The organism is Sphingorhabdus sp., assembly GCF_040079335.1.
Lineage (GTDB): Bacteria > Pseudomonadota > Alphaproteobacteria > Sphingomonadales > Sphingomonadaceae > Sphingorhabdus_B.
Window position 1 is genome coordinate 20,477 of the sequence record NZ_JBEBKL010000017.1, and the last position, 20,009, is coordinate 40,485.

The following is a 20,009-nucleotide window of genomic DNA, read 5'->3' on the forward strand; positions in this document are numbered from 1 at the left end:
AAGTGCGTTTAGTGGAAGCTGCCACGACAGGGCTTTGGCCCGGACTCGCTGATTCAGATTTTACAGGAGTTGGCATTTGACGCTGGAAGAGTGGCATAATACTCCGCCGCAAGGTGACGAGTTGCTTGCATGCATCAGCGTGCTGGCGGCGCAGAACGAGCGTCCGTCTTCGCCTGCCTCGATCCGCGCCGGCCTCGCGCTGGATGAAGCGGGTCTATTACCCTTCCATCAAGCCGAAACCGCGCTCGACCAGATTGGCCTGCGCGGCGAAGCCACAAGCCGTCGCCTGCGCGGCTGGCAAGCGCGCGATCTGCCCGCAATTTTGTCTGCAGGACAGGGTCGTTCGCTGATCCTGCACGCTGTTAACGGCAAGGCGTGTGAAATCCAGCTGCCCGGAAGTTCGGACCGTGTGTGGGTCGATAGCGGTGCGTTGGATGCTGTTTATAGCGGCCAAGCCGTCATTGTGGATCCTGATCCCAGTCGCGACCGCGAAGGCGAGCGCCCGTGGGAAAAGGTTCGCCGCAACCACTGGTTCTGGAGCGAGGTCTGGAGGGTTCGCAAATCCTTCCTCTATGTGATGCTGGCCGCATTGGTGATCAATCTGCTCGCCTTTGCCCTGCCGCTGTTCACGATGAATGTTTATGACCGGATCATCCCGAACAAGTCGGTCACCAGCCTCTGGGTGCTGGCCCTTGGTGTGGCGATAGCCATCTCGGTTGAATTCGGGTTGCGACTGGCACGAACCCGGCTAGTCGACGAACTGGGCCGCGCACTCGATGCCCGTCTTTCGCAACGGCTGTTCGAAAAGGTGCTCAACCTGCCCATGTCGGAACGCAAGGGCAGCACCGGCGCCTTGGCACGTCGTGTCACCGACTATGAAATGGTCCGCGATTTCTTCGCGTCGACCACGATTGTGCTGGTCGTCGACATCCTGTTCCTGTTCCTCTTCGTTGCGCTGATCGCCATTCTTGCAGGATGGCTGGCGCTGATCCCGGTTGTCGCGATGATCGTCATGGCAGCGGCGGGTTTTCTGCTACAGAAATCGATGGGACAAGCCGCCCTCGACGCGCAGGCCGATTCAAGCCTGCAGCAATCGGCGCTGATCGAATCTATCAGCGGAATCGAAACATTGAAGGCGTGCCGTGCCGAAGGCCGCATGCTGGGCCGCTGGCAACGCTATTCCTCCGCCAGCGCGCAAACGCAGGAAAAGCTGCGCAACCTGACGGCAACTGCGGTCAACCTTGCTGCATTTTGTCAGCAGGCAACCAATGTCGCTTTGGTCATCGGCGGCTTTTACATGTTCAGTGCGGGCGCAATTTCGATGGGCGGGATTATCGCCATCGTGATGCTCGCGGGCAAATCGCTGTCGCCGGTCGGCCAATTGGCATTCCTGATGACGCGCGGTCGCCAGGCCTTTGTCACGCTTGCCAGCCTGCAGACGTTGATGGAACAAGGCGACGAGCGCGAGAAGGGAAGCCGCTCGGTTGTCCCGGTAATCTCGCAAGGGCAGATTGAACTCGATCATGTCGGTTTCAGCTATCCCGAAGCGGGCAAGGAATCGCTTTCGGACATTAATCTGAAGATCAAACCCGGCGAGCGCATTGGCCTGATCGGTCGCGTCGCCTCGGGCAAATCGACGCTCGGCCGCCTCATCTGCGGGCTCTATGAGCCAACCGAAGGCAGCTACCGCATCGATGGACTCGATAGCCGTCAGCACCACCCGCACGAACTGCGCGCAGCCTTGCGTTTCGTCGGGCAGGATGCCGAATTGTTCAGCGGCACCGTTCGTGAGAATCTTTTGCTCGGCGCACGCAATCTGGATGAGGAACGCCTGCTGGCCGCGGTCGCCGCCTCTGGCGCCGATGGCTTTATCGGTCGCGATGCCGCTGGCTTTGACCTGCATATCGGTGAGCGCGGCTCGCGCCTTTCGGGCGGGCAACGCAGCTTCATGGTTCTGGCCCGCGCATTGGTCGAACCCTGCAATTTGTTGTTCCTCGACGAACCTACCGGCGCGATGGACACGCAAACCGAACGCCTTTTCATTGATCGTCTCAACAAGGCCATGAAGCCAGAACAGACGCTCATCGTTTCCACCCACCGCAACGCCATGCTCGCGATTGTCGATCGTCTAATCGTGATCGACAAGGGTCGCATCATCGCAGACGGGCCGCGGGATCAGATACTTGCCAAGGCTGGCTTGGCGGGAGAATGACCATGCACGCATCCCTACTCGACGCGACGAAAGACCCTGCAGCGCCCGAAAACGCCAAAAGGTCGAACCGACCCGTTCTGATATTCTTCGGGATATTGACCGCGCTCGCTTTATTCGCGGTCTCGATGCGCGACACCGATCTTTCGCGCCTGCTACCGATGCTTGGTTTAGGCGAGCCCGCCCAGGCAGCCGCGGTGCCGCAAATGAGCGAAAAGGAACGGCAGGCCCTGCTCTCGATCACCGAGGCAGCGCTTGAAAAGCCTGAGCTGGTTGGCGACGATGCGCTTGCGAAGAATGAAGCCCTGCCCTTCTCCGAGGCACCAATCCTTGCTGCGAAACCGTTCGCGATCCGTAACTATTTTTCAGGCGCTGGGCTGACGGCGCTGCAATGCATGACGCAGGCGGTCTATTTCGAAGCCGCCTATGAGCCGCTGCAGGGCCGCCGCGCGGTTGCACAGGTCGTGCTCAACCGTGTGCGCCATCCGGCCTTCCCCAACTCGGTGTGCGGCGTCGTCTATCAGGGATCGAACCAGCGCGTGTGCCAGTTCAGCTTCACCTGCGACGGCTCGCTCAACCGCAAGCCTTCTGCCGCCGCATGGGCCGCAGCCGAGGCGGTGGCGCGTGAATCGCTGACTGGTTATGTCGAACGCTCGGTTGGGCAAGCAACGCATTATCACGCCAACTATGTTTCGCCATATTGGGCCCCCAAGCTGACCAAGATTTCGCAACTGGGGGCGCACATCTTTTATCGCTGGCCCGGCAAATGGGGCATGCCCGGTGCATTCACCGACAGCTATTCGGGCGTAGAAGGCATTCCTACTTTGACGAATCTGGCAGCGCTGGGTGAGGAAGGCCTCATCACCGAGCAGTTGACCGTCGACCAGCAGACCGAGGCGCTGGCGCGTTCAAAGCTGGCACCGGAACTGGTTCCGATGCGGGCCGCCGAAAATGACGTGGGCGGTCGCCTGGATATCAGCAAGGGCTGGACGCTCAGCATTCCTGATCCGCGCGAGACCCGCGGCGCATCCTCCGCCGTGACCCAGCGCCAGTCTAGTGGTGGTGCGGAAACAGTGAAAACTGCTATGGGTGGGCAATGAGAGCTATACTCGATTGGTACCGGAGCCAAAGCGGCTCGCGCCAGATCATCGTTGCCGCCACCGCCGGGTTCCTGCTGTTCCTGATCTGGGCAAGCTTTGCCCAGATTGACGAGGTCACCCGCGGCCAAGGCCGGGTCATCCCGTCGAGCAAGATGCAGTTGGTGCAGGCTGCAGAGCCTGCATCAATCAAGGACATCCTCGTCCGTTCCGGCCAGCGCGTACGCAAGGGGCAGCTTCTGGTGCGTCTTGACGATACCGAATCCTCGTCGCAACTCGGCCAGATCGCTGCCGAAAACCGTTCGCTATCCGCCCGCGCAGCACGTCTTTCCCGAGAGGGCGGAACAGGTGGAGATTGTCCGCCCAATCCGGATGGCAGCATAGCCGAGGAATGCCGGCAGGAAGCAGCTTTGCAGTCGGTACGTGCCTCTGCATTGCGCAGCCGGATTTCGGCCTTGGGATCAGCTGTTGAACAAAGACGCCGCGATTATGGAGAAGCACAAGCTACTGTAGCGAGCCTGCGGCAGAGCCTCCAACTGGCGCAAAGTCAGGTCAACATGCTGGCTCCGCTCGCCGCCAAATCGATCGTGCCGCAAACTGAATTGCTCTCCGCCCAACGCGAAGTCACCGACATTCAGGGCCGACTGGCCGCCGCCCAGCAGGCTGCATCGCGCGCTCAGGCAGGCATCGCCGAGGCGCAGGCACAGGCATCCGAAGCCGGCTTCCAGTTCAAACAGGAAGCGCTCGACGAGCGCAGCCAGATCACCACCAAGATGGCGGTCAACGAACAGTCGCTCAAAGGTGCTGCCGGCCGCGTGAACCGTGCAGAAATCCGCTCGCCCGTCGATGGCGTGGTCAACGATGTACAGGTGACAACGATCGGCGGTTTCGTCCAGGCCGGCGAGAAGATCATGCAGGTAGTGCCGGTGGGCGACAAGCTGCTGGTCGAAGCGCGTGTGACGCCCAGCGACATTGCCTTCATCAAGGTCGGTGACAGGGCGAATGTCAAAGTCACCGCTTATGATTTTTCGATTTATGGAGGCCTATCGGGTCGCGTCGTGCAGGTCTCCGCTGACAGCATTTATGATGAGGTCGCCAAAGAGGCCTATTTCACGGTCGTTGTGGAAACCGACAAATCCTATCTGCTGTCGGCTGGCAAACGCCTGCCAATCAGCCCGGGCATGATCTGCGACGTCGAAATCATCACCGGGCGCAAGAGCATCTTGAGCTATCTGCTCAAACCTCTGATCAAGGCCCGCTCGGAAGCGCTGCGCGAACGCTGAGGGCAGTCAAAAGCGACAAATCGGGACGAACCCAACGCCAAAGTTGACAAAACTGACACCAATGTCGTCCAAGGTATTCTGCCCATCGTTACGATCAGGGTGACACATGCTTGACGAACTTGACGCCAAAATCGGCACTTTTGAAAAGCCCGGCGACAGAAAATATCCTACATCCTGTCGAAGTCTTGGGCTTGGGAACTGGAGGAAACAAAGCGCACATTGTCAAAGAGCCAGACCGTCCGCTTGCGTCGCGAGTATCGCCAAGCTGGCAAAATAAATCCTACATTTCAACAGGATAATTTAGCTGCCAAGCGCGGCGATGCGGATAGGTGCTTGCTGAACCTCTGTGGTCTGGGTTGCATAGCCATGCAGCCATGCCTTGCCCGCCGAATAGCTCATCACCGGGCGGTAATCGCGGATCGATGCGGCATCGACGATGCGGTCGGTGTTGTTATCAAGCACCATCAGCCGGTCACCATTGCGAACGACAAGCAACGCATGGTCGGCCCGGCGGACAAGATCCTTGGCAATGACAAGGAACATGTCGTTGCGGGCAACACCTGCCGCCTCGAGCAGCTTCATCTTGGCAATCGCATAATCCTCGCAATCGCCCTGCCCGGCGCGCAAGGTTTCGGTCGCGGTCGCCCAGCGGTCGGCGACCTTGAAGCGAACCGAATCGTCGATGAAATTAACGCGGCGGTTGACCCAGCTGTTGATCAGATCGATCTTCGCCGCCTGATCGAGACCGCGGGCTTCGCCAACCACACCGCGCCACGGCCCGGCACGGCCAGACAAGGCCGAAGCCTGCGCGCGCTGCCATTTGCTGTCGAGCGGAGTGCGCCCGACCGAAAGGGCGACGCTGCCGAACACATTGGGTTTGCTGGTGTCGACCTTGGGCAGCATCAGCCCGGGCTGCATCTGCGGGCGACGCATGATCGAAACGGCGGCCAGACGCGACACCCACTGGGTGGCCCGCACACGCGGATCCAGATCGGGTTCGGGCGCGAAGCTCGGCAAGCGGGTGAAAGCCATCGCCGCGCAAGGTGCCGCCGCAACAGTAGTTGGCCCGGCAGCCGGTGCCAGCATCGCGACTTGTTGCACTTGCACGGGTGCGGCAGCTGCAGCCTGCTGCGCGCGCAGTTCGTCGAGCTTGCTGCGCGCGCCGCCCAATATCGCCTCTGTCTTGGTCGGCACCAAAGCCGGCGTCGCCATAGCCGTATCATATGCGACAGGGCAGCTTTGTTCGTGGGCCGGTGGCGGCACGATCAAGGCCCAGGCCGAAGTCGGGCACAGGCTGGCCGTCAGGGCGACCGTCGCTTGGGCAAGACGGGCACTGCGCTTTTTTCCGCTGGGAGCATGGATTTTCATGCTGCCCTAAATTGCAGGGAAAGGACAATTTAGCGTTGAACGCTATGGTTGACGATCATGGTCGACGAAGTGCGACGAAAAAGGGTTAACGGCTTTTAGTGAAGATTATTTAGCGACGGATTTCAGCCACGCTGCCAATCGAACCAGCGCTGCGCCAAGCGTTGCAAACGCTCCGGTTTCCTTGCCAGCCGATATTGCCCGGCCGCAAATTTATTCGCTTCGCTCCATGTCGGGTAACTATGAATGACCGCCATCAGCTTTCCGAGAGGCAGATTGTAGCGCATTGCAAAGACCAGCTCGGCGATCATTTCACCTGCATGGCTGGCGACAATAGTCGCGCCCAATATCCGGTCTTTACCAGGCGCGGTCAGAATCTTGACGAAGCCATGCGTCTCGCCCTCCGCAATTGCACGGTCGAGATCGTCGAGATCGTAGCGGGTCACGTCATAAGCGACGCTCTGCGCCTGTGCTTCCAATTCGGTTAAGCCGACGCTCGCTACCTCCGGATCGGTGTAGGTTACGCGTGGCAGCACACGGTAATCGGCCTTGTAGCTTTTGAACGGTCGCGCCAGCGCATTGACGGTCGCATACCAGGCTTCATGACTAGCACCGTGGGTGAGTTGCTGGTTTCCGGCGACATCGCCGGCCACAAAAATATGCGGTAGGGCAGTCGCCAGCTTTGCGTCGACGGCCAATCGCCCGTCGACCAGCAGACCCAGCTCTTCCAAGCCAAACCCAGTCACGCGCGCCTTGCGTCCGACCGCGATGATGAGATCATCATAGGCGACTGCCGACTGAACGGCTGCGGCTTCGACCAGCAGTTGCTTTCCAGCATTAAAGCGTATGGCCTTATGCCCGATACAAACATCAACACCCTCTTGTTTCAGCGTCTCCGTCACCAGTGCCGCCGCTTCTGCATCTTCCTTGAGCATCAGCCGGTCGGCCATTTCGACCAAGGTCACCTGACTGCCCAGTCGCTGGAAGGCTTGTGCCAGTTCGCAACCGATCGGGCCGCCACCCAAAATGGCAAGACGCGCAGGTGCTGATTTGCGTGTGGCCATTTCGTTCCACAAAGTTTCGCTGGTCAGATAGCCGCTTGTCTCTACGCCGGGGATCGGCGGCACGACAGGCGCGGCACCAGTTGCGATGACGAAGGCTTTTGCGGTCAGGCGCTGGCTGCTGCCATCAGCCTTGGCGATATCCACGGTCCACGGATCAACAAAACGCGCATAGCCCGTGATGCAGTCGACACCCAGGCCGGTAAAGCGTTCAATACTGTCATGCGGCTCGATCGCGGTGATGACTTCACGAATACGCTGCATCACGCGCGGAAAGTCGACCTTTACCTCTCCAGTGCCGATGCCATAGCGCGCTGCATCGCGCGCGCCATGCGCCACGCGTGCGCTTTTGAGCAGTGCCTTTGAAGGAACACAACCGGTGTTGAGGCAGTCACCGCCCATGTCATGGGCTTCGATCAGAGTAACCTTGGCCTTGGCCATCGCAGCGATATAGGACGATACCAGCCCCGCCGCCCCCGCCCCGATCACGATCAGGTTGCGGTCAAACTTACGCGGTTTGGTCCAGCTAGCGGGCATTGACCTTCTTCACCGCCGCGACCAGCCCGCGTGCAATCCACGGAAAAATACCGAGCAGCACGAAGGAGCCGATGAGCGTGGGCGAGAGTAGACCTGCGGGCGAATCGATCTTGCTGATCTGCGTGCCTGCATTCACGAAAACGACCGTTGCGGGCAGCATGCCAATCTGGCTGACCCAATAAAAGGTCCGTGTCTTGATCCGCGTCAGCCCCATCAGCAGATTGACGACGAAAAAGGGGAAAAGCGGGATCAGGCGTATCGTGAAGAGATACATTGCCCCGTCGCGGGCAATGCCGTCATCAATCGGCTTGAGGCGCTCACCAAATTTCGATTGCACCCAATCGCGGAGCAGGAAGCGCGCCGACAGGAAGGCGAGCGTCGCCCCTATCGATGAGGCAAAGGAGACGATGATCGTGCCGATGACCACGCCGAACAACGCGCCCGCCACCAGTGACATGATCGCCGCCCCCGGTAATGAGAGGGCTGTGACGATCACATAGATCAGGAAGAAGCCGCCGATGTAAAGCAGCGGGTTGGCGTCCTTGGCCGCGATGATCTGCGCCTGTTGCGCCTTAAACGCGTCGAGGCTGAGATATTGGCCAAGGTCGAACCAGAAATAGGCCGCAATCGCCGCTGCGAGCAGAGCCAGCAGGGCGATGCGTTTGTTCATGCTGTCAGAACCCTATTGCCGATCAAAACGGCACGTCATCGTCAAGGTCATCAGAGAAGTCCCCGCCGCCAAAGCCCGAGGAGCCGCCTTGCCAGCCACCGCCGGATTGGCCACCACCCGCGCCAGCGCCCGAGGAGGCGCCGCTGCCACTGCCCCAGCCATCATTACCACCGCCCGAACCGCCCTTGGCGCCATCGAGCATCACCAGCTTGCCGTCAAAACCGGCAACGCTGATTTCGGTGGTGTAGCGATCATTGCCCGACTGGTCCTGCCATTTGCGCGTGCGCAACTGGCCCTCGATATAGACTTTGGAGCCCTTGCGCAGAAAGCGTTCGGCGACGCCGACCAGCCCGTCTGACTGCAGCACGACGCTGTGCCATTCGGTGCGCTCTTTCTTCTCGCCGGTCTGGCGGTCTTTCCAATCTTCGGATGTCGCAATCCGCAAATTGCAGATGCGACCACCATTTTGGAATGACTTCACCTCGGGGTCCGCGCCCAGATTGCCGACCAAAATAACCTTATTGACGCTGCCCGCCATATTGTTCCTCGCCTGTTGAAATTGGGATTCTGCCCACTGCTATAAGCCGAAGGCACGGGCTGTCCAATAAGTAATCCCGGCGGCAGCATATGCGAGCGTAAAGAGATAGACGACCATGAAGATGGGCCATTTCCAGCCATTGGTCTCGCGCCGCGTCACCGCGATGGTCGAGATGCATTGCGGCGCGAAGACGAACCAAGCGAGGAAGGCCAGCGCGGTAGCCAGCGACCAGTTGCCCGCCAGTTTCATGCCTAGGCTCGACGCCTGTTCCTCTTCATCGTCGGCATCGATGGCATAAGCGGTGGCGAGTGCCGAAACCGCGACTTCGCGCGCAGCCATCGCAGGGATGATCGCCAGCGCAATATCGTGGTTGAAACCGATCGGGCGCACAATCGGTTCAATCCCGTCTGCGATACGCCCGGCAATCGAATATTCGACCTGGCTTTCGCTGCTGCCGACTGGAACCTTGGGGAAGCTCAACAACGCCCACAAGATGATGGTTGCGACAAAAATGATCGTGCCCGCACGGCGCAGAAAGACCAACGCACGCTGCCAGAGACCCAGTGCAATATCGCGGACGCGTGGAAGCTGGTAACGGGGCATTTCGATCAGGAAACTGCCCCCGCGGCTCTGCGTGACAAAGCGTTGGATCACAGCCGCCGCCAGCATCGCACCGACTATGCCCGCAATATAGAGTGCAAAGAGCACAAGTCCTTGCAAGCCGATGCCCGGGCCAACACCGACCGAAGGAATAAAGGCGCCGATTATAACTGTGTAAACGGGCAAACGCGCCGAGCAGGTCATCAATGGCGCGATCAGGATCGTCGCCAGACGTTCCTTTTGATCCATGATCGAACGGGTCGCCATGATACCGGGAATGGCACAGGCAAAAGACGACAGCAGCGGAATGAAACTATGCCCCGATAGGCCGACCGCCGCCATCATCCTGTCCATCACAAAGGCGGCGCGCGTCATATAACCCGACGCCTCGAGCAGCAGAATGAAGAGGAAGAGGATCAATATCTGCGGCAGAAAAACGACCACCGCCCCGACACCTGCAATCACACCATCGGTGAGGAAGGATCGGAAGATGCTATCCGGCACCGCGCCGTTTATCGTGTCGGTCAACATCGCAAAGCCGGTTTCGATCCAGCCAATCGGCGCCTCTGACCAGGCATAGACCGCCTGGAACATCACAAAGAGCAAGGCGAGCAAGACGACTATGCCGCCCACGGGATGCAGCAGGACATTGTCCAGACGCCGCGTCCACTGACGTCCCTGCGTTTCGCTGACAATCGCCACTCGTGAAATTTCGTGCGCGCGTCTGGTGATGTCAGCGCGTCCCTTTGGCACCTCAGGCGCGACTATGTGCGTGCTCAGTTCCTGCGCAAGTTCATCAAGCAGTATTTCAAGACCGCGTTTTCGCACGGCAACGGTCGGGACTACAGGTACACCTAGTTCATGCGCAAGTTTGGCGGCATCAAGCTCGAGACCATCGCGCGATGCGAGATCGACCATGTTGAGCGCGACTACGGTCGGCAACCCCTGCCCGATCAGTTCGAGCGCAAAACGCAGATGGTTGTCGAGATTGCCTGCATCGACGACAACAATCAGTGCGTCGGGTCGGCGCTGGCCATCAAACCGGCCGAGGACAACGTCACGAGTGACTGCTTCATCGAGGCTGTCCGGCTCAAGACTATAGGCTCCAGGAAGGTCGATCAGCTCCACCGGGCGTCCGTCGGCAAATGTGGCGCGCCCCGATTTCCGCTCAACCGTGACGCCGGGATAGTTGGCGATTTTCTGGCGGGCACCGGTGAGTGCGTTGAACAGAGCGCTTTTCCCGGCATTGGGATTGCCGACCAACGCTACCAGAGGCACCGCTTCGGTCATGCTACAAGCTCACAGGCAATGGCGATGGCGACCTTGCGGCGCAGTGCGACGGTCATACGGCCAACCCGAACCGCAATCGGATCACGCCAGAACAATATGCCCTTGTGCAGCGCCTCCACCGTCACGCCAGCGTCAAATCCCAGCGAACGCAAGCGATGGCCTTCGGTTTCCGGAATCGCTATCCAGTCGATCGAAGTGATACGGGCCGAAGCCCGAATGGGGAGAGTGTCGAGATTCACGAGGGCTTTTTGATAATGTTTCGCAATAAAGGCAAGCGCATTATCTAGCGTGGCGGGTAACGCAAACGTCCGATGAACCGTGAAAGGCTGGGCACATATTCACGCCGTTTCTTTGCCTGTGCCTTAGCCTTTTCAAACTGCATCACATTTTCGATGCGCCGGTCGAGGAAGGCGCGCGTCTCGGCAAAGTCATCGCTATCGTCGTTGACGAACACCGCGAGCGTCGAGGCATAGACCGCCGATAAAGTCATCCGTTTGGTATAATGGTTGAAATCGGTCGCGGAGTCCCCCGCCAACCGCCACATCCGGTCGGCACTGCGCCAGCCGATGCGCGCGGCAGCCGCGACATTTTGCGGCATCGCCATGATGGCCAGCGCGCGGCGCTGCCCCTCACGATCAGGGGCTGCGATTTCGAGGCGGGTCGCGACCAGAGTGGTTATCCGCTGACGAATCTTCATCGAATCGAGTTTTTCAGGCGGCAGGCGGCGGGCCATTTCGGCATCGACCGAACCGATCCATGCCTCGATCAAAGCCATCGGGCCGCCTTTAAGCGACAATTTCGCAAGATCAGCGTCGACGCCTATCTCCATTGCCGCTGATTCAACCCCCTTGTCAGTCCAGCCGTCAAAAGCGGCATGCGAAGCAAGGCGCGGGGCCACGGCATTGCGGATTTCATCAAGCGTCGGGTTGGCGGGGAGCGGTGCAGAAGCCATGAGTCGCGTCTAAGCCTTTGCCCGCCCCTCGGCAAGGCGAACCAGCACCAAAGCCGCCATCACCATCGCTCCGCCAATATAGTCGAGCGGCGTCATCGCTTCGTCAAACGCAGCCCATCCTGCAAATGCCGAAAGCGCGGGCTGCAATAGCAGCGCCAGCCCTATGATGAGCGGGCTGAAATGCGGCAGGGCATAGGTCAAAAACCCCTGTCCCAGCACTTGGCTCGACAAGGCAAGGATGATCAGCGGCGTCCAGTTGCCGGGGAGGATTTGTTCGCCCGCTAACCATGCGACCGGCAACAGGAACAAGGCGGCCGAGCCCGAAGCCAGCGCCAAGGACGACCAGCTTTCGGTGCTTTCGCGCACCCGGATCATTGCGAGCAGATAGAAGGTATAGAACAGCCCTGCGAGCAGGCTCAGCCAGTCACCTTCAAAGTGCTCGGGCGAGATTTCAAAACTTTGCCCCATCAACAAAGCCGCACCTGCAAAGGCGAGCAGTATCGCCGCGCCCTGCATCGGCGGCGGCAATTTACGCGCAAGGAATATGCCATAAATGGCGAGCAACAAGCTGGCGCAATTGGCGAGCAAGGTCGCATTGCCCAGCTTGGTTTTGAAGATACCGATATGCCAGGCGACGATATCCACCGCAAAGAAGAATCCTGCCAGTAACACCAGCCCCAACAGCCCTTTTGGCATCGACTGGATCCGGAACCCGGCACGATAGCCAATAAAAGCAAGAAATGGCGTAGCCAGCGCCAGCCGCCAGAATCCGGTCGCAATCGGCCCGGTATCGGACAAACGAACCAGCAGCGGCCCGAACGCGATGCAGACATTGCCCGCGATCAACGCGGCAAAGACAAGTGCGGGGGCCTTTTGAAAGATTTGCTTGTCCGCCATAAACCCCCGTTGCAATTTGCAACCCGTATCCGCATGTTAAAAGGCAAGCAACGCCAATAGGGAAAGCAAGCGACCATGACCACCAGCCTTTTCGATCCGATCCAGCTCGGCGCGATCCACGCCCCCAACCGCATCCTGATGGCACCGCTCACACGCGGGCGCAGCGAAGGCGTGCATGTGCCGATCAGCGCCCTCAAGGCAGACTATTATGCGCAGCGCGCCAATGCTGGACTGATCATCGCCGAGGCCACAGGCATCAGCCAGGAAGGCTCAGGCTGGCCATCCGCGCCCGGGATCTGGTCCAACGAACAGGTAGAGGCGTGGAAGCCGGTGACCGATGCCGTGCACAAGGCCGACGGCCGCATCATCCTCCAGCTGTGGCATATGGGCCGGCTGGTGCATTCAGATTTCCTCAGTGGCGGCCAACCCGTCTCCGCCTCAGCCACGACCGCACCGGGCTTTGCCCATACCTATGAAGGCAAGAAGGAATATGTAGAGGCGCGGGCATTGCGGCTCGATGAAATCCCCCGGCTGATCGGCGATTATGTGAACGCCGCGAAAAATGCGATGGCAGCCGGCTTCGATGGCGTCCAGATCCACAGCGCCAATGGCTATTTGCTCGACCAGTTCCTGCGCGAAAATTCGAACTTCCGCGACGATAATTATGGCGGCTCGATCGAAAACCGTATCCGCCTGACCACCGAAGTCGCGCAGGCTGTATCCGACACTGTCGGCGCCGACCGCACCTCGGTCCGCCTGTCTCCCAATGGCGAAACGCAAGGTTGCGACGATAGCGACCCTGTCGGCCTGTTCACCGCTGCGGCGGCGGCATTGCAAAAGGTCGGCATCGCTTTCCTCGAACTGCGCGAGCAGAAAACTTTCGGCAATTTCGGTACCAGCGATGTCCAGCCGGTTTCGCCGGAAATCCGCAAAGTGTTCACCAACCCGCTGGTGCTCAATCAGGAATATACGCTGGAGACCGCACAGGCCGACATCGCAAGCGGCCTCGCCGACGCGATCAGCTTTGGCCGTCCATACATCTCCAACCCCGATCTGGTCGAGCGTCTGCGAAGCGGGGCCGAAATAGCGCCCGACAATTTCAAGACCTGGTATTCGCCGGGTGCCGAAGGCTATACCGACTATCCGGCGCTGGAGGCCGAAGCGGCCTGAGCCATGGGCGATAACGGCACAAAGCTGGTCGCGCTAATGCCAGCCGTCGTCTTTGTGCTGATCGCCCTTCTCGAAACCATGCGGCCGAGGCGTGCACTGCGCTTCGGCCGTTTGCGTCGCTGGACCACCAGCCTGATCCTATTTGTGTGCAACCGTGCGACTGTCTTGCTGTTGGCGTGGATTATCGCTGTTCCCGCTGCTGCTTTCTGGGCCGAAACGAAGGGCATCGGGTTGTTCAACCAGATTGCGCTTCCTTTATGGGCCGAATGGCTGAGCGCGTTCCTGCTGCTCGATTTTGCGATGTGGCTGCAACATCGGCTGACCCACAAGGTTCCGCTGCTTTGGCGTTTCCACAAGGTGCATCACGCCGATCCCGATATCGACGTCTCGACGGCTATCCGCTTCCACCCCGGTGAGATTGCATTTTCCGTATTGTGGAAGACCGGCTGGGTGCTGCTGCTTGGCTTCTCGGCGCCCATCATCATCGCGTTCGAGGCCTGGCTAGCGGCCAATGCCGCGTTCAATCATGGCAATATCGAACTGCCACGCTGGCTTGACCGGATTGTCCGGCTATGCCTTGTTACCCCCGATATGCACCTTGTCCACCACAGCGTCATTATGCGTGAGCAACAGAGCAACTACGGTTTCGCGCTGACTATCTGGGACCGCCTGTTTGGAACCTATGTGGATGAGTCGGAAAATGGCCGCCATCTGCAGTCAATCGGCTTAGCCGACATGCAGGATGCGCGACCGTCTCATGCGGGAATCAGCCTGAAATTACCGTTGACGTAACGTCAGCTACTGACACATCGGAAGGTATTGACGCGCGGCATCTAAAAGCGCAATTTTCCCGGCGAGGGAGAGGGATAATGGCATCATTTCGCAAGGTTGCATTGGGCACCGTTGCCGCTGCGGCGGTAGGCGCGGGGCTATATTTTGGCTGGGGAGCATTCAATGCGAACCGCGAAGCAAGCAAGGCCGAAGACAGCCAGGCGGCCAATGACAAGGAAGTAACCAGCGGCGTCGCGACCAAATTGCTTTGGGGAGATACCCATCTCCACACCTCCAACTCGATTGACGCCTTCGGCTTTGGCGTGAAGTTGGGGCCCGAAGAAGCGCTGCGTTTTGCTCGGGGCGAGGAAGTCAAATCCACCTGGGGGCTCAAAGCCAAGCTTGAACGCCCGCTCGATTTCCTCGTCATCGCCGACCATAGTGGCGGACTTGGCGCTACCCAGCGATTATATGAAGCGCCGCGGTTCATGATCAAGGATCCAACGCTGCTGCGTTGGCACGATCTGATGCACGAGGGCCAGAAAGGCCGCCAGAAGGCGACGATGGAACTGATCAATGCGGCCGGCGAAGGCAAGCTGGCGGGCATCCTTCCACGCGAAGAGCAAGCCAAAGGCACGATGAAAATCTGGACGAGCCATACCGGCATTGTCGAACGCTATAACGAACCGGGCAAGTTCACCGCCTTCATGGGTTTCGAATATACCCTGATGCCCAATGGCGACAATTTGCACCGCGTTGTGATCCTACGCGATGGCAAGCCGCGTGCCGACAAGGTTCGTCCCTATGACCCGCAGACCGAAGGCACCGAAACGGTCGACAAATTGTGGGACTATATGGACGCCTATGAGAAAAATACTGGCGGCAAGATGCTGGCCATCCCGCACAACAGCAATGTTTCCAATGGGCTGATGTTCGAAATGGTTCAGCCTGGCGGTGGACCGATGACCGCCGATTATGCACGTCGGCGTGCAGCCCGCGAACCTTTGGTCGAAATCACCCAGATCAAGGGGGACAGCGAAAGCCACCCCTTCCTTTCACCCAATGACGAGTTCGCCAATTTCGGCGATGCGGGTTGGGAATTGGGCAATCTGACAATGCAGCGCAAAAAGACACCCGACATGCTGGCGGGCGATTATGTGCGCGAGGCACTGAAGCGCGGATTAGCTGTCGAGGCCAAAACCGGGGTTAACCCCTACAAATTCGGCCTGATTGGTTCGACCGACAGCCACACCGCACTTGCCACATCTGACGAGGATAATTTCTTCGGCAAGCATTCGGATGGCGAACCCAATTCCGAGCGGGCTTCGCAAGCGCAGAATCTGGGCACCCGCGAAGGCCGCTTTGGTTGGCACTATCTGGCAGGTGGCTATGCAGCTGTTTGGGCGACCGCCAACACCCGTGCCGCGATCTTCGACGCGATGATGCGGCGGGAGGTTTATGCCACCACAGGTCCACGCATGCAGGTGCGCGTTTTTGGCGGCTGGGACTTCAGCGACAAGGACTGGTCGGGTGACTGGGTAAAGACTGGTTATGCGCGCGGCGTTCCTATGGGGGCGGACCTCAAAGCCGGCACCGGCAAACCAAGCTTTCTGATTTCTGCACTCAAGGACCCCGAAGGCGCCAATCTAGACCGCGTACAAGTGGTTAAGGGCTGGGTCGATGCTTCGGGCAAGCTGCAGGAGAAGGTCTTCGAGGTAAGCTGGTCATCACCCGACACACGCAAACTGGTTGGCGGCAAGCTGACCCCGGTGGGCGACACCGTTGACATCGCCAAGGCCAGCTACACCAACAGCATCGGCGCCCCCGAGCTGCGTTCGGTGTGGAGCGATCCGGAGTTCAACCCCGGCCAGCGCGCTTTTTATTATGTCCGGGTACTCGAAATTCCGACGCCGCGCTGGGTGCTGTTTGATGCGCTGCGTTTTGGAGCAAAGCTGCTTCCCGAAACCGAGCTGAAGTCGCAGGAGCGGGCCTACACCTCGCCGATCTGGTATAATCCGACGGTTTAGGGCACTTCGCTAAACATAAAACCGTAGTGCTGAGCCTGTCGAAGCACGCCTATATAGTTTGAGCAACATCTGAGAGGCGCCGTTCACCTTTGGTGGCCGATGGCACGACAGGCTCAGGGCTACGGTGCAAATAAGACCCCGTTGTTTATGCTACTCTGCAATAATCCCGGCCAGTGTCGGATCGGGATCGGCGATTCCCATCAGCCGGCGCATGGCTAGCCGCGCGAGACGCTGCATCTCGACCTTGCGCCGCGCCGCCGCCAGCGGAACGAGGGCGGCGGAGCGGACGATTTCGGCATCATAGGCATCCGCGACGATCAATCCGGTACGCTCGGGCATGAATGCCTCCCCTTCAATCGGGGAGAAATCGAATCCAGCGGGCACCGCCCAGAAGAAGCGATCGCAATAATCGAGATATTCAGGCCATTTCTGGTCGCCCAGCAGGTCGGCACGCGATACCTTTATCTCGACGACAATTACCTCGCCCTTGGCGTTGATGCCCATCAGGTCGGCGCGGCGATTGTTGCGCAAGCTGACCTCTGGCTGGACCATGATCTGGTTGCGCAGGAATAACCGACTGACGCCACGCGCCACCGCCGCCGAATCAATTTGCATGCTGATAGAGTTGCTCGCCATGCCGCATGGCTAGAACGAAGCGCGAACAAGATAAAGCCCTTTCTGCCTTGGCAGCGACCTGCTGCGCAGATAGGGAATGGGCATGAGCGACAAGACGATAGCTGAACTGGCTGCCGAACATGGCGGCTTCGATCCACGGATCGCGATCAGCTTCATGGGCAAGGCAGGCCATGGAGGGTTCCTCGGCATGGACTATGTCGGCCATGGCGAGGACTGGGTCGAACTGGCCATTGACTGGCGCGAGGATCTGGTTGGCGACCCCAATACCGGCGTGCTTGCCTCTGCTGTTGTTATCAGCCTGATGGACAATGCCACCAGCATGTCGATCTGGACCAAGCTGCAGGAATTCCGTCCGCAGGTGACGATGGACCTGCGCGTCGATTATCTCCGCCCCTCCCCCAAAGGCGCGAAAGTCTTTGGGCGCGGCTATTGCTATCATCTGTCACACAGCATCGGTTTCGTTCGCGGCGTTGCGCATAATGGCAATCTCGATGAGCCTTTGGCGCATGTCAGCGGCACCTTCATCCGCGTGGGGGATCGCCTCGGATGACAACGCCAGACCCCCGCACCGAATTGCTGCCGCCTTATGCGCGCGCGCTCGATATGACGATCATTGGGCTGCACAATGGCGCGCCATTGATCGAGATGCCCTTCGCCAACAAGGTGCAGGGGCGGCCCGGCTTCCTGCATGGTGGAGCCATTTCGGGTTTACTCGAAATGGCAGCTGTTGCGGCAATCCAGCACGCGCTGCACGAACGTGGTGACGAAGCGAGCTTTAAGCAGGTCAATGTCACAATCGATTTCATGCGCGGTGGGACGCCGCAGACGACCTATGCCGTGGGTGAAGTCACCCGTCTGGGCCGCACCATGGCCAATGTCGAGGCGCGCGCGTGGCAGGATGATCCGGCCAAGCCGATCACGATCGCCTATTTGCACTATCTGCTGAAACGGAGTTGAGGCTCAGGCCTCGCCGTGCGTTTCCACCAGCGCAGCGGTGATCGCATCTTCGGGCGATTTGCCGCCCCAGATGATGAACTGGAATACCGGATAAAAGCGTTCGCACTCGTCGAGCGCGACGTCGATGATCGTCTGCGCTTGGTCGACCCCCAACAGTCCATTTGGCGGCAACAGGCTGCCGTGCCGGAATAGCAGCATGCCGTTTGACGACCAGAGATCGAAATGGCCAATCCAGAGTTGTTCGTTGATCAGGCCCAAAGCCTTATAGACATCGTCACGCTTGTCGCTGGGAACGGTGACGTCGGGCATGACGAGCAATTGCAGCGCATTGTCTTCCTCGCGCCAGATTGCTCTTATCTGGTAGCTGGTCCAACTGCCCTTGAATTCAGCGCTGACTTCTTCGTCGCTGACCGGCTCAAAATCCCAGCCGCGCGCTTCAAAAAGCGCGGCGAGCATGTCGAGTGGCGCAGTCTCTTCGCGCTCGAACTCGGTAAAGTCTTCGTCCTGATTGCGCATCGCGGCCCTGTCGCTTGTTATGCATGGTAAATGCCCGTCGCCGGACTCGCGCGCAACCGCCGATGCACCCTAAGGTGCATTAGTCTGTGGGCCATATGTGGATAAGGGCGCTAAGCCCTTTATTTCTTGGGCGTTGCCTTAGGCTTAGGCGCTGGCTTTGCTGCCGCTTTCGGCGCCTGTTTTGGTTTACCAGAAGCGGCTTCAAGGGCAGTGACACGCGCCTTCAACTCTTCGGCCTCGGCACGCGCCGTCGCCGCCATTTGCTTAACAGCGTCGAACTCCTCGCGGCTGACAAGATCCATGCCGGCAACCCATTCGCGGGTGCGTTCGCGAAATCCAGCCTCGGCTTCGCGCCCCATGCCCGCGACCGTTCCGGCAACGCCGTTCAGGAATTTGGAAAGATCGTCGAAAATACGCTTGTCACTCTGCATGGCTCAGGCTCCGATTTCGGAAGTTGCTGCTGGCACATATAGGCGCTCTGCATCGGGGTTCAATCGGTCGATCTGGTAATTGAGGATTGCGGCAAAGCTGAGCCAGGCAAGATAAGGCACCAACAGCCATGCGGCGACGGGGCGGACACGTCCGAAGACGATGGTTGTGGCCAGTGCCGTTGCCCAAATCGCGAGCAAAAGATAGAAAGCGGCCGTCACCTGATGCTGACCAAAAAACAGCGGCGACCAATAGAGGTTTAAGGCCAACTGGACGAGGAACAGCGCTATGGCGATGCCGCGCAGCCGCGCCCCTCGTGCATTCAAGATCATTGAGAATGCGATGCCCATCAGCAGATACAGGATCGGCCAGACGACACCGAAGGCCCAGCCCGGCGGCTGCGCCTCTGGCTTCACCAGTTCGGCAAACCAGCTATTCTGCTCACCCGACCCGGAAATTGTGCCGGAGAGAAATCCGAGCAGCATGATCGTCGGGATAACGAACAAGGCCCATCGCAACAGCGACATCCGCAATTGGGAGGGAGAGGCAAGCTGGCTCATTCTATTCCCTTCGGCCTATAAGAATCGGCAAACCAAAGTCTTACGCACCACATCCAGAAACGACAAGGCCGCTCACCCAAAAGGGGAGCGGCCCGCCTGAATTTCAAATTTTTGAGGTGGTTTACGCCTTGCGCGTACCCGAAACCGGCATCGAACCAAAGGCACCTGCCTTGACTTCGCCAGTGATGCTGTCGCCATCGACGGTGGCGGTGCAGTCGAGCGTCATCGGCATCGGAACCGTCATGTCCATCTTCCAGCTCAATGTGTTACCGCTGACGCTGCCATTGGCAATGTCCATCGAACCCAGGCTGCCCTGCATTTTGCCGGTGAAGCTGTCACCACTGCTGTTGATGGTCAGAACCGATTTCTGGTCGCCCATCGGGCTTTTGACGGTTACTTCCCAATCGCCATCTACTGCTGCCATTAATCTTCTCCTTTTGATTC

At 59.2% G+C, this 20,009-nt stretch carries 21 protein-coding genes; 8 read left to right on the forward strand and 13 right to left on the reverse strand.

The genetic code is table 11. The annotated features are described in order from the left end of the window. The first annotated feature begins 76 nt into the window (after positions 1–76). Genes ABL922_RS06790 through ABL922_RS06800 form a run of 3 tightly spaced genes read left to right on the forward strand, consistent with a single transcriptional unit; the run spans position 77 to position 4,589 of the window. Positions 77–2,212 carry a type I secretion system permease/ATPase gene (locus ABL922_RS06790; RefSeq protein WP_349023453.1) on the forward strand — a complete coding sequence of 712 codons (2,136 nt, stop codon included), beginning with the start codon at positions 77–79 and terminating at the stop codon, positions 2,210–2,212. A 2-nt stretch (positions 2,213–2,214) separates the two neighbouring features. Next, positions 2,215–3,309 (forward strand): cell wall hydrolase, encoded by a 1,095-nt coding sequence (locus tag ABL922_RS06795; RefSeq protein ID WP_349023454.1) that lies wholly within the window; start codon positions 2,215–2,217, stop codon positions 3,307–3,309. Continuing rightward, positions 3,306–4,589 carry an HlyD family type I secretion periplasmic adaptor subunit gene (locus tag ABL922_RS06800; protein ID WP_349023455.1) on the forward strand — a complete coding sequence of 428 codons (1,284 nt, stop codon included), beginning with the start codon at positions 3,306–3,308 and terminating at the stop codon, positions 4,587–4,589. Before ABL922_RS06795 ends, ABL922_RS06800 begins: the two co-directional genes overlap by 4 nt. A 300-nt stretch (positions 4,590–4,889) precedes the next feature. On the opposite strand, the gene ABL922_RS06805 is transcribed toward ABL922_RS06800, so the two are convergent. The 8 genes from ABL922_RS06805 to ABL922_RS06840 all read right to left on the reverse strand — a co-directional run bounded on the left by ABL922_RS06805 (position 4,890) and on the right by ABL922_RS06840 (position 12,499). Then, entirely contained in the window at positions 4,890–5,957 is a 1,068-nt protein-coding gene (locus tag ABL922_RS06805; protein ID WP_349023456.1) for a transglutaminase-like cysteine peptidase, read from the reverse strand. Positions 5,958–6,079: 122 nt separating this feature from the next. After that, positions 6,080–7,552 (reverse strand): FAD-dependent oxidoreductase, encoded by a 1,473-nt coding sequence (locus ABL922_RS06810; RefSeq protein ID WP_349023457.1) that lies wholly within the window; start codon positions 7,550–7,552, stop codon positions 6,080–6,082. Further along, on the reverse strand, positions 7,542–8,222 hold the full coding sequence (locus tag ABL922_RS06815; protein WP_349023458.1) for a TVP38/TMEM64 family protein: 681 nt from the start codon (positions 8,220–8,222) through the stop codon (positions 7,542–7,544). The genes ABL922_RS06810 and ABL922_RS06815 overlap by 11 nt, the downstream gene beginning before the upstream one ends. 22 nt (positions 8,223–8,244) lie before the next feature. Next, positions 8,245–8,760: a single-stranded DNA-binding protein gene (gene ssb / locus ABL922_RS06820; RefSeq protein ID WP_349023459.1), complete on the reverse strand. Its 516-nt coding sequence runs from the start codon at positions 8,758–8,760 to the stop codon at positions 8,245–8,247. A gap of 39 nt (positions 8,761–8,799) precedes the next feature. Then, a complete protein-coding gene (locus tag ABL922_RS06825; RefSeq protein WP_349023460.1) occupies positions 8,800–10,650 on the reverse strand; it encodes a ferrous iron transporter B in 1,851 nt (616 codons plus the stop codon). Further along, complete coding sequence (locus ABL922_RS06830; protein WP_349023461.1) at positions 10,647–10,889, reverse strand: FeoA family protein; 243 nt, start codon at positions 10,887–10,889, stop codon at positions 10,647–10,649. Before ABL922_RS06830 ends, ABL922_RS06825 begins: the two co-directional genes overlap by 4 nt. Before the next feature lie 44 nt (positions 10,890–10,933). After that, positions 10,934–11,602, reverse strand: a complete 669-nt coding sequence (locus ABL922_RS06835; RefSeq protein WP_349023462.1) for a COQ9 family protein — start codon at positions 11,600–11,602, stop codon at positions 10,934–10,936. Between the two features lie 9 nt (positions 11,603–11,611). After that, entirely contained in the window at positions 11,612–12,499 is an 888-nt protein-coding gene (locus tag ABL922_RS06840) for a DMT family transporter (RefSeq protein WP_349023463.1), read from the reverse strand. Between the two features lie 75 nt (positions 12,500–12,574). Between ABL922_RS06840 and ABL922_RS06845 the strand changes: the two genes are divergently transcribed. From ABL922_RS06845 to ABL922_RS06855, 3 genes are all read left to right on the forward strand, one after another. Beyond that, positions 12,575–13,669, forward strand: coding sequence for an alkene reductase (locus tag ABL922_RS06845; protein WP_349023464.1), 1,095 nt, complete (start codon positions 12,575–12,577; stop codon positions 13,667–13,669). Positions 13,670–13,672: 3 nt separating this feature from the next. Next, positions 13,673–14,461 carry a sterol desaturase family protein gene (locus ABL922_RS06850; RefSeq protein ID WP_349023465.1) on the forward strand — a complete coding sequence of 263 codons (789 nt, stop codon included), beginning with the start codon at positions 13,673–13,675 and terminating at the stop codon, positions 14,459–14,461. Between the two features lie 77 nt (positions 14,462–14,538). Continuing rightward, positions 14,539–16,467: a DUF3604 domain-containing protein gene (locus tag ABL922_RS06855; RefSeq protein WP_349023466.1), complete on the forward strand. Its 1,929-nt coding sequence runs from the start codon at positions 14,539–14,541 to the stop codon at positions 16,465–16,467. Between the two features lie 150 nt (positions 16,468–16,617). Here the strand turns inward: ABL922_RS06855 and ABL922_RS06860 are convergent, their stop codons facing one another. Further along, positions 16,618–17,103, reverse strand: a complete 486-nt coding sequence (locus ABL922_RS06860; RefSeq protein ID WP_349023467.1) for an MmcB family DNA repair protein — start codon at positions 17,101–17,103, stop codon at positions 16,618–16,620. A gap of 82 nt (positions 17,104–17,185) precedes the next feature. Between ABL922_RS06860 and ABL922_RS06865 the strand changes: the two genes are divergently transcribed. Continuing rightward, the gene (locus ABL922_RS06865) at positions 17,186–17,653 is read left to right on the forward strand and encodes a PaaI family thioesterase (protein ID WP_349023468.1); all 468 of its coding nucleotides are present in this window, start codon (positions 17,186–17,188) and stop codon (positions 17,651–17,653) included. After that, positions 17,650–18,060, forward strand: coding sequence for a PaaI family thioesterase (locus ABL922_RS06870; protein ID WP_349023469.1), 411 nt, complete (start codon positions 17,650–17,652; stop codon positions 18,058–18,060). Before ABL922_RS06865 ends, ABL922_RS06870 begins: the two co-directional genes overlap by 4 nt. A gap of 3 nt (positions 18,061–18,063) precedes the next feature. Here the strand turns inward: ABL922_RS06870 and ABL922_RS06875 are convergent, their stop codons facing one another. The 4 genes from ABL922_RS06875 to ABL922_RS06890 all read right to left on the reverse strand — a co-directional run bounded on the left by ABL922_RS06875 (position 18,064) and on the right by ABL922_RS06890 (position 19,989). Continuing rightward, positions 18,064–18,576, reverse strand: a complete 513-nt coding sequence (locus tag ABL922_RS06875) for a YbjN domain-containing protein (RefSeq protein ID WP_115550441.1) — start codon at positions 18,574–18,576, stop codon at positions 18,064–18,066. A 119-nt stretch (positions 18,577–18,695) separates the two neighbouring features. Then, the gene (locus ABL922_RS06880) at positions 18,696–19,007 is read right to left on the reverse strand and encodes an accessory factor UbiK family protein (protein WP_349023470.1); all 312 of its coding nucleotides are present in this window, start codon (positions 19,005–19,007) and stop codon (positions 18,696–18,698) included. A gap of 3 nt (positions 19,008–19,010) precedes the next feature. Next, a complete protein-coding gene (locus tag ABL922_RS06885) occupies positions 19,011–19,565 on the reverse strand; it encodes a TspO/MBR family protein (RefSeq protein ID WP_349023471.1) in 555 nt (184 codons plus the stop codon). 121 nt (positions 19,566–19,686) lie between these two features. Next, positions 19,687–19,989: a hypothetical protein gene (locus ABL922_RS06890; RefSeq protein ID WP_349023472.1), complete on the reverse strand. Its 303-nt coding sequence runs from the start codon at positions 19,987–19,989 to the stop codon at positions 19,687–19,689. Positions 19,990–20,009 lie beyond the last annotated feature (20 nt).

Coding starts and splice junctions, on each gene's coding strand:
- ABL922_RS06795 (WP_349023454.1), top strand. CDS start 2,215: ATGCACGCATCCCTACTCGACGCGACGAAAGACCCTGCAGCGCCCGAA.
- ABL922_RS06800 (WP_349023455.1), top strand. CDS start 3,306: ATGAGAGCTATACTCGATTGGTACCGGAGCCAAAGCGGCTCGCGCCAG.
- ABL922_RS06805 (WP_349023456.1), bottom strand. CDS start 5,957: ATGAAAATCCATGCTCCCAGCGGAAAAAAGCGCAGTGCCCGTCTTGCC.
- ABL922_RS06810 (WP_349023457.1), bottom strand. CDS start 7,552: ATGCCCGCTAGCTGGACCAAACCGCGTAAGTTTGACCGCAACCTGATC.
- ABL922_RS06815 (WP_349023458.1), bottom strand. CDS start 8,222: ATGAACAAACGCATCGCCCTGCTGGCTCTGCTCGCAGCGGCGATTGCG.
- ssb (WP_349023459.1), bottom strand. CDS start 8,760: ATGGCGGGCAGCGTCAATAAGGTTATTTTGGTCGGCAATCTGGGCGCG.
- ABL922_RS06825 (WP_349023460.1), bottom strand. CDS start 10,650: ATGACCGAAGCGGTGCCTCTGGTAGCGTTGGTCGGCAATCCCAATGCC.
- ABL922_RS06835 (WP_349023462.1), bottom strand. CDS start 11,602: ATGGCTTCTGCACCGCTCCCCGCCAACCCGACGCTTGATGAAATCCGC.
- ABL922_RS06840 (WP_349023463.1), bottom strand. CDS start 12,499: ATGGCGGACAAGCAAATCTTTCAAAAGGCCCCCGCACTTGTCTTTGCC.
- ABL922_RS06845 (WP_349023464.1), top strand. CDS start 12,575: ATGACCACCAGCCTTTTCGATCCGATCCAGCTCGGCGCGATCCACGCC.
- ABL922_RS06850 (WP_349023465.1), top strand. CDS start 13,673: ATGGGCGATAACGGCACAAAGCTGGTCGCGCTAATGCCAGCCGTCGTC.
- ABL922_RS06855 (WP_349023466.1), top strand. CDS start 14,539: ATGGCATCATTTCGCAAGGTTGCATTGGGCACCGTTGCCGCTGCGGCG.
- ABL922_RS06860 (WP_349023467.1), bottom strand. CDS start 17,103: ATGGCGAGCAACTCTATCAGCATGCAAATTGATTCGGCGGCGGTGGCG.
- ABL922_RS06865 (WP_349023468.1), top strand. CDS start 17,186: ATGAGCGACAAGACGATAGCTGAACTGGCTGCCGAACATGGCGGCTTC.
- ABL922_RS06870 (WP_349023469.1), top strand. CDS start 17,650: ATGACAACGCCAGACCCCCGCACCGAATTGCTGCCGCCTTATGCGCGC.
- ABL922_RS06875 (WP_115550441.1), bottom strand. CDS start 18,576: ATGCGCAATCAGGACGAAGACTTTACCGAGTTCGAGCGCGAAGAGACT.
- ABL922_RS06880 (WP_349023470.1), bottom strand. CDS start 19,007: ATGCAGAGTGACAAGCGTATTTTCGACGATCTTTCCAAATTCCTGAAC.
- ABL922_RS06885 (WP_349023471.1), bottom strand. CDS start 19,565: ATGAGCCAGCTTGCCTCTCCCTCCCAATTGCGGATGTCGCTGTTGCGA.
- ABL922_RS06890 (WP_349023472.1), bottom strand. CDS start 19,989: ATGGCAGCAGTAGATGGCGATTGGGAAGTAACCGTCAAAAGCCCGATG.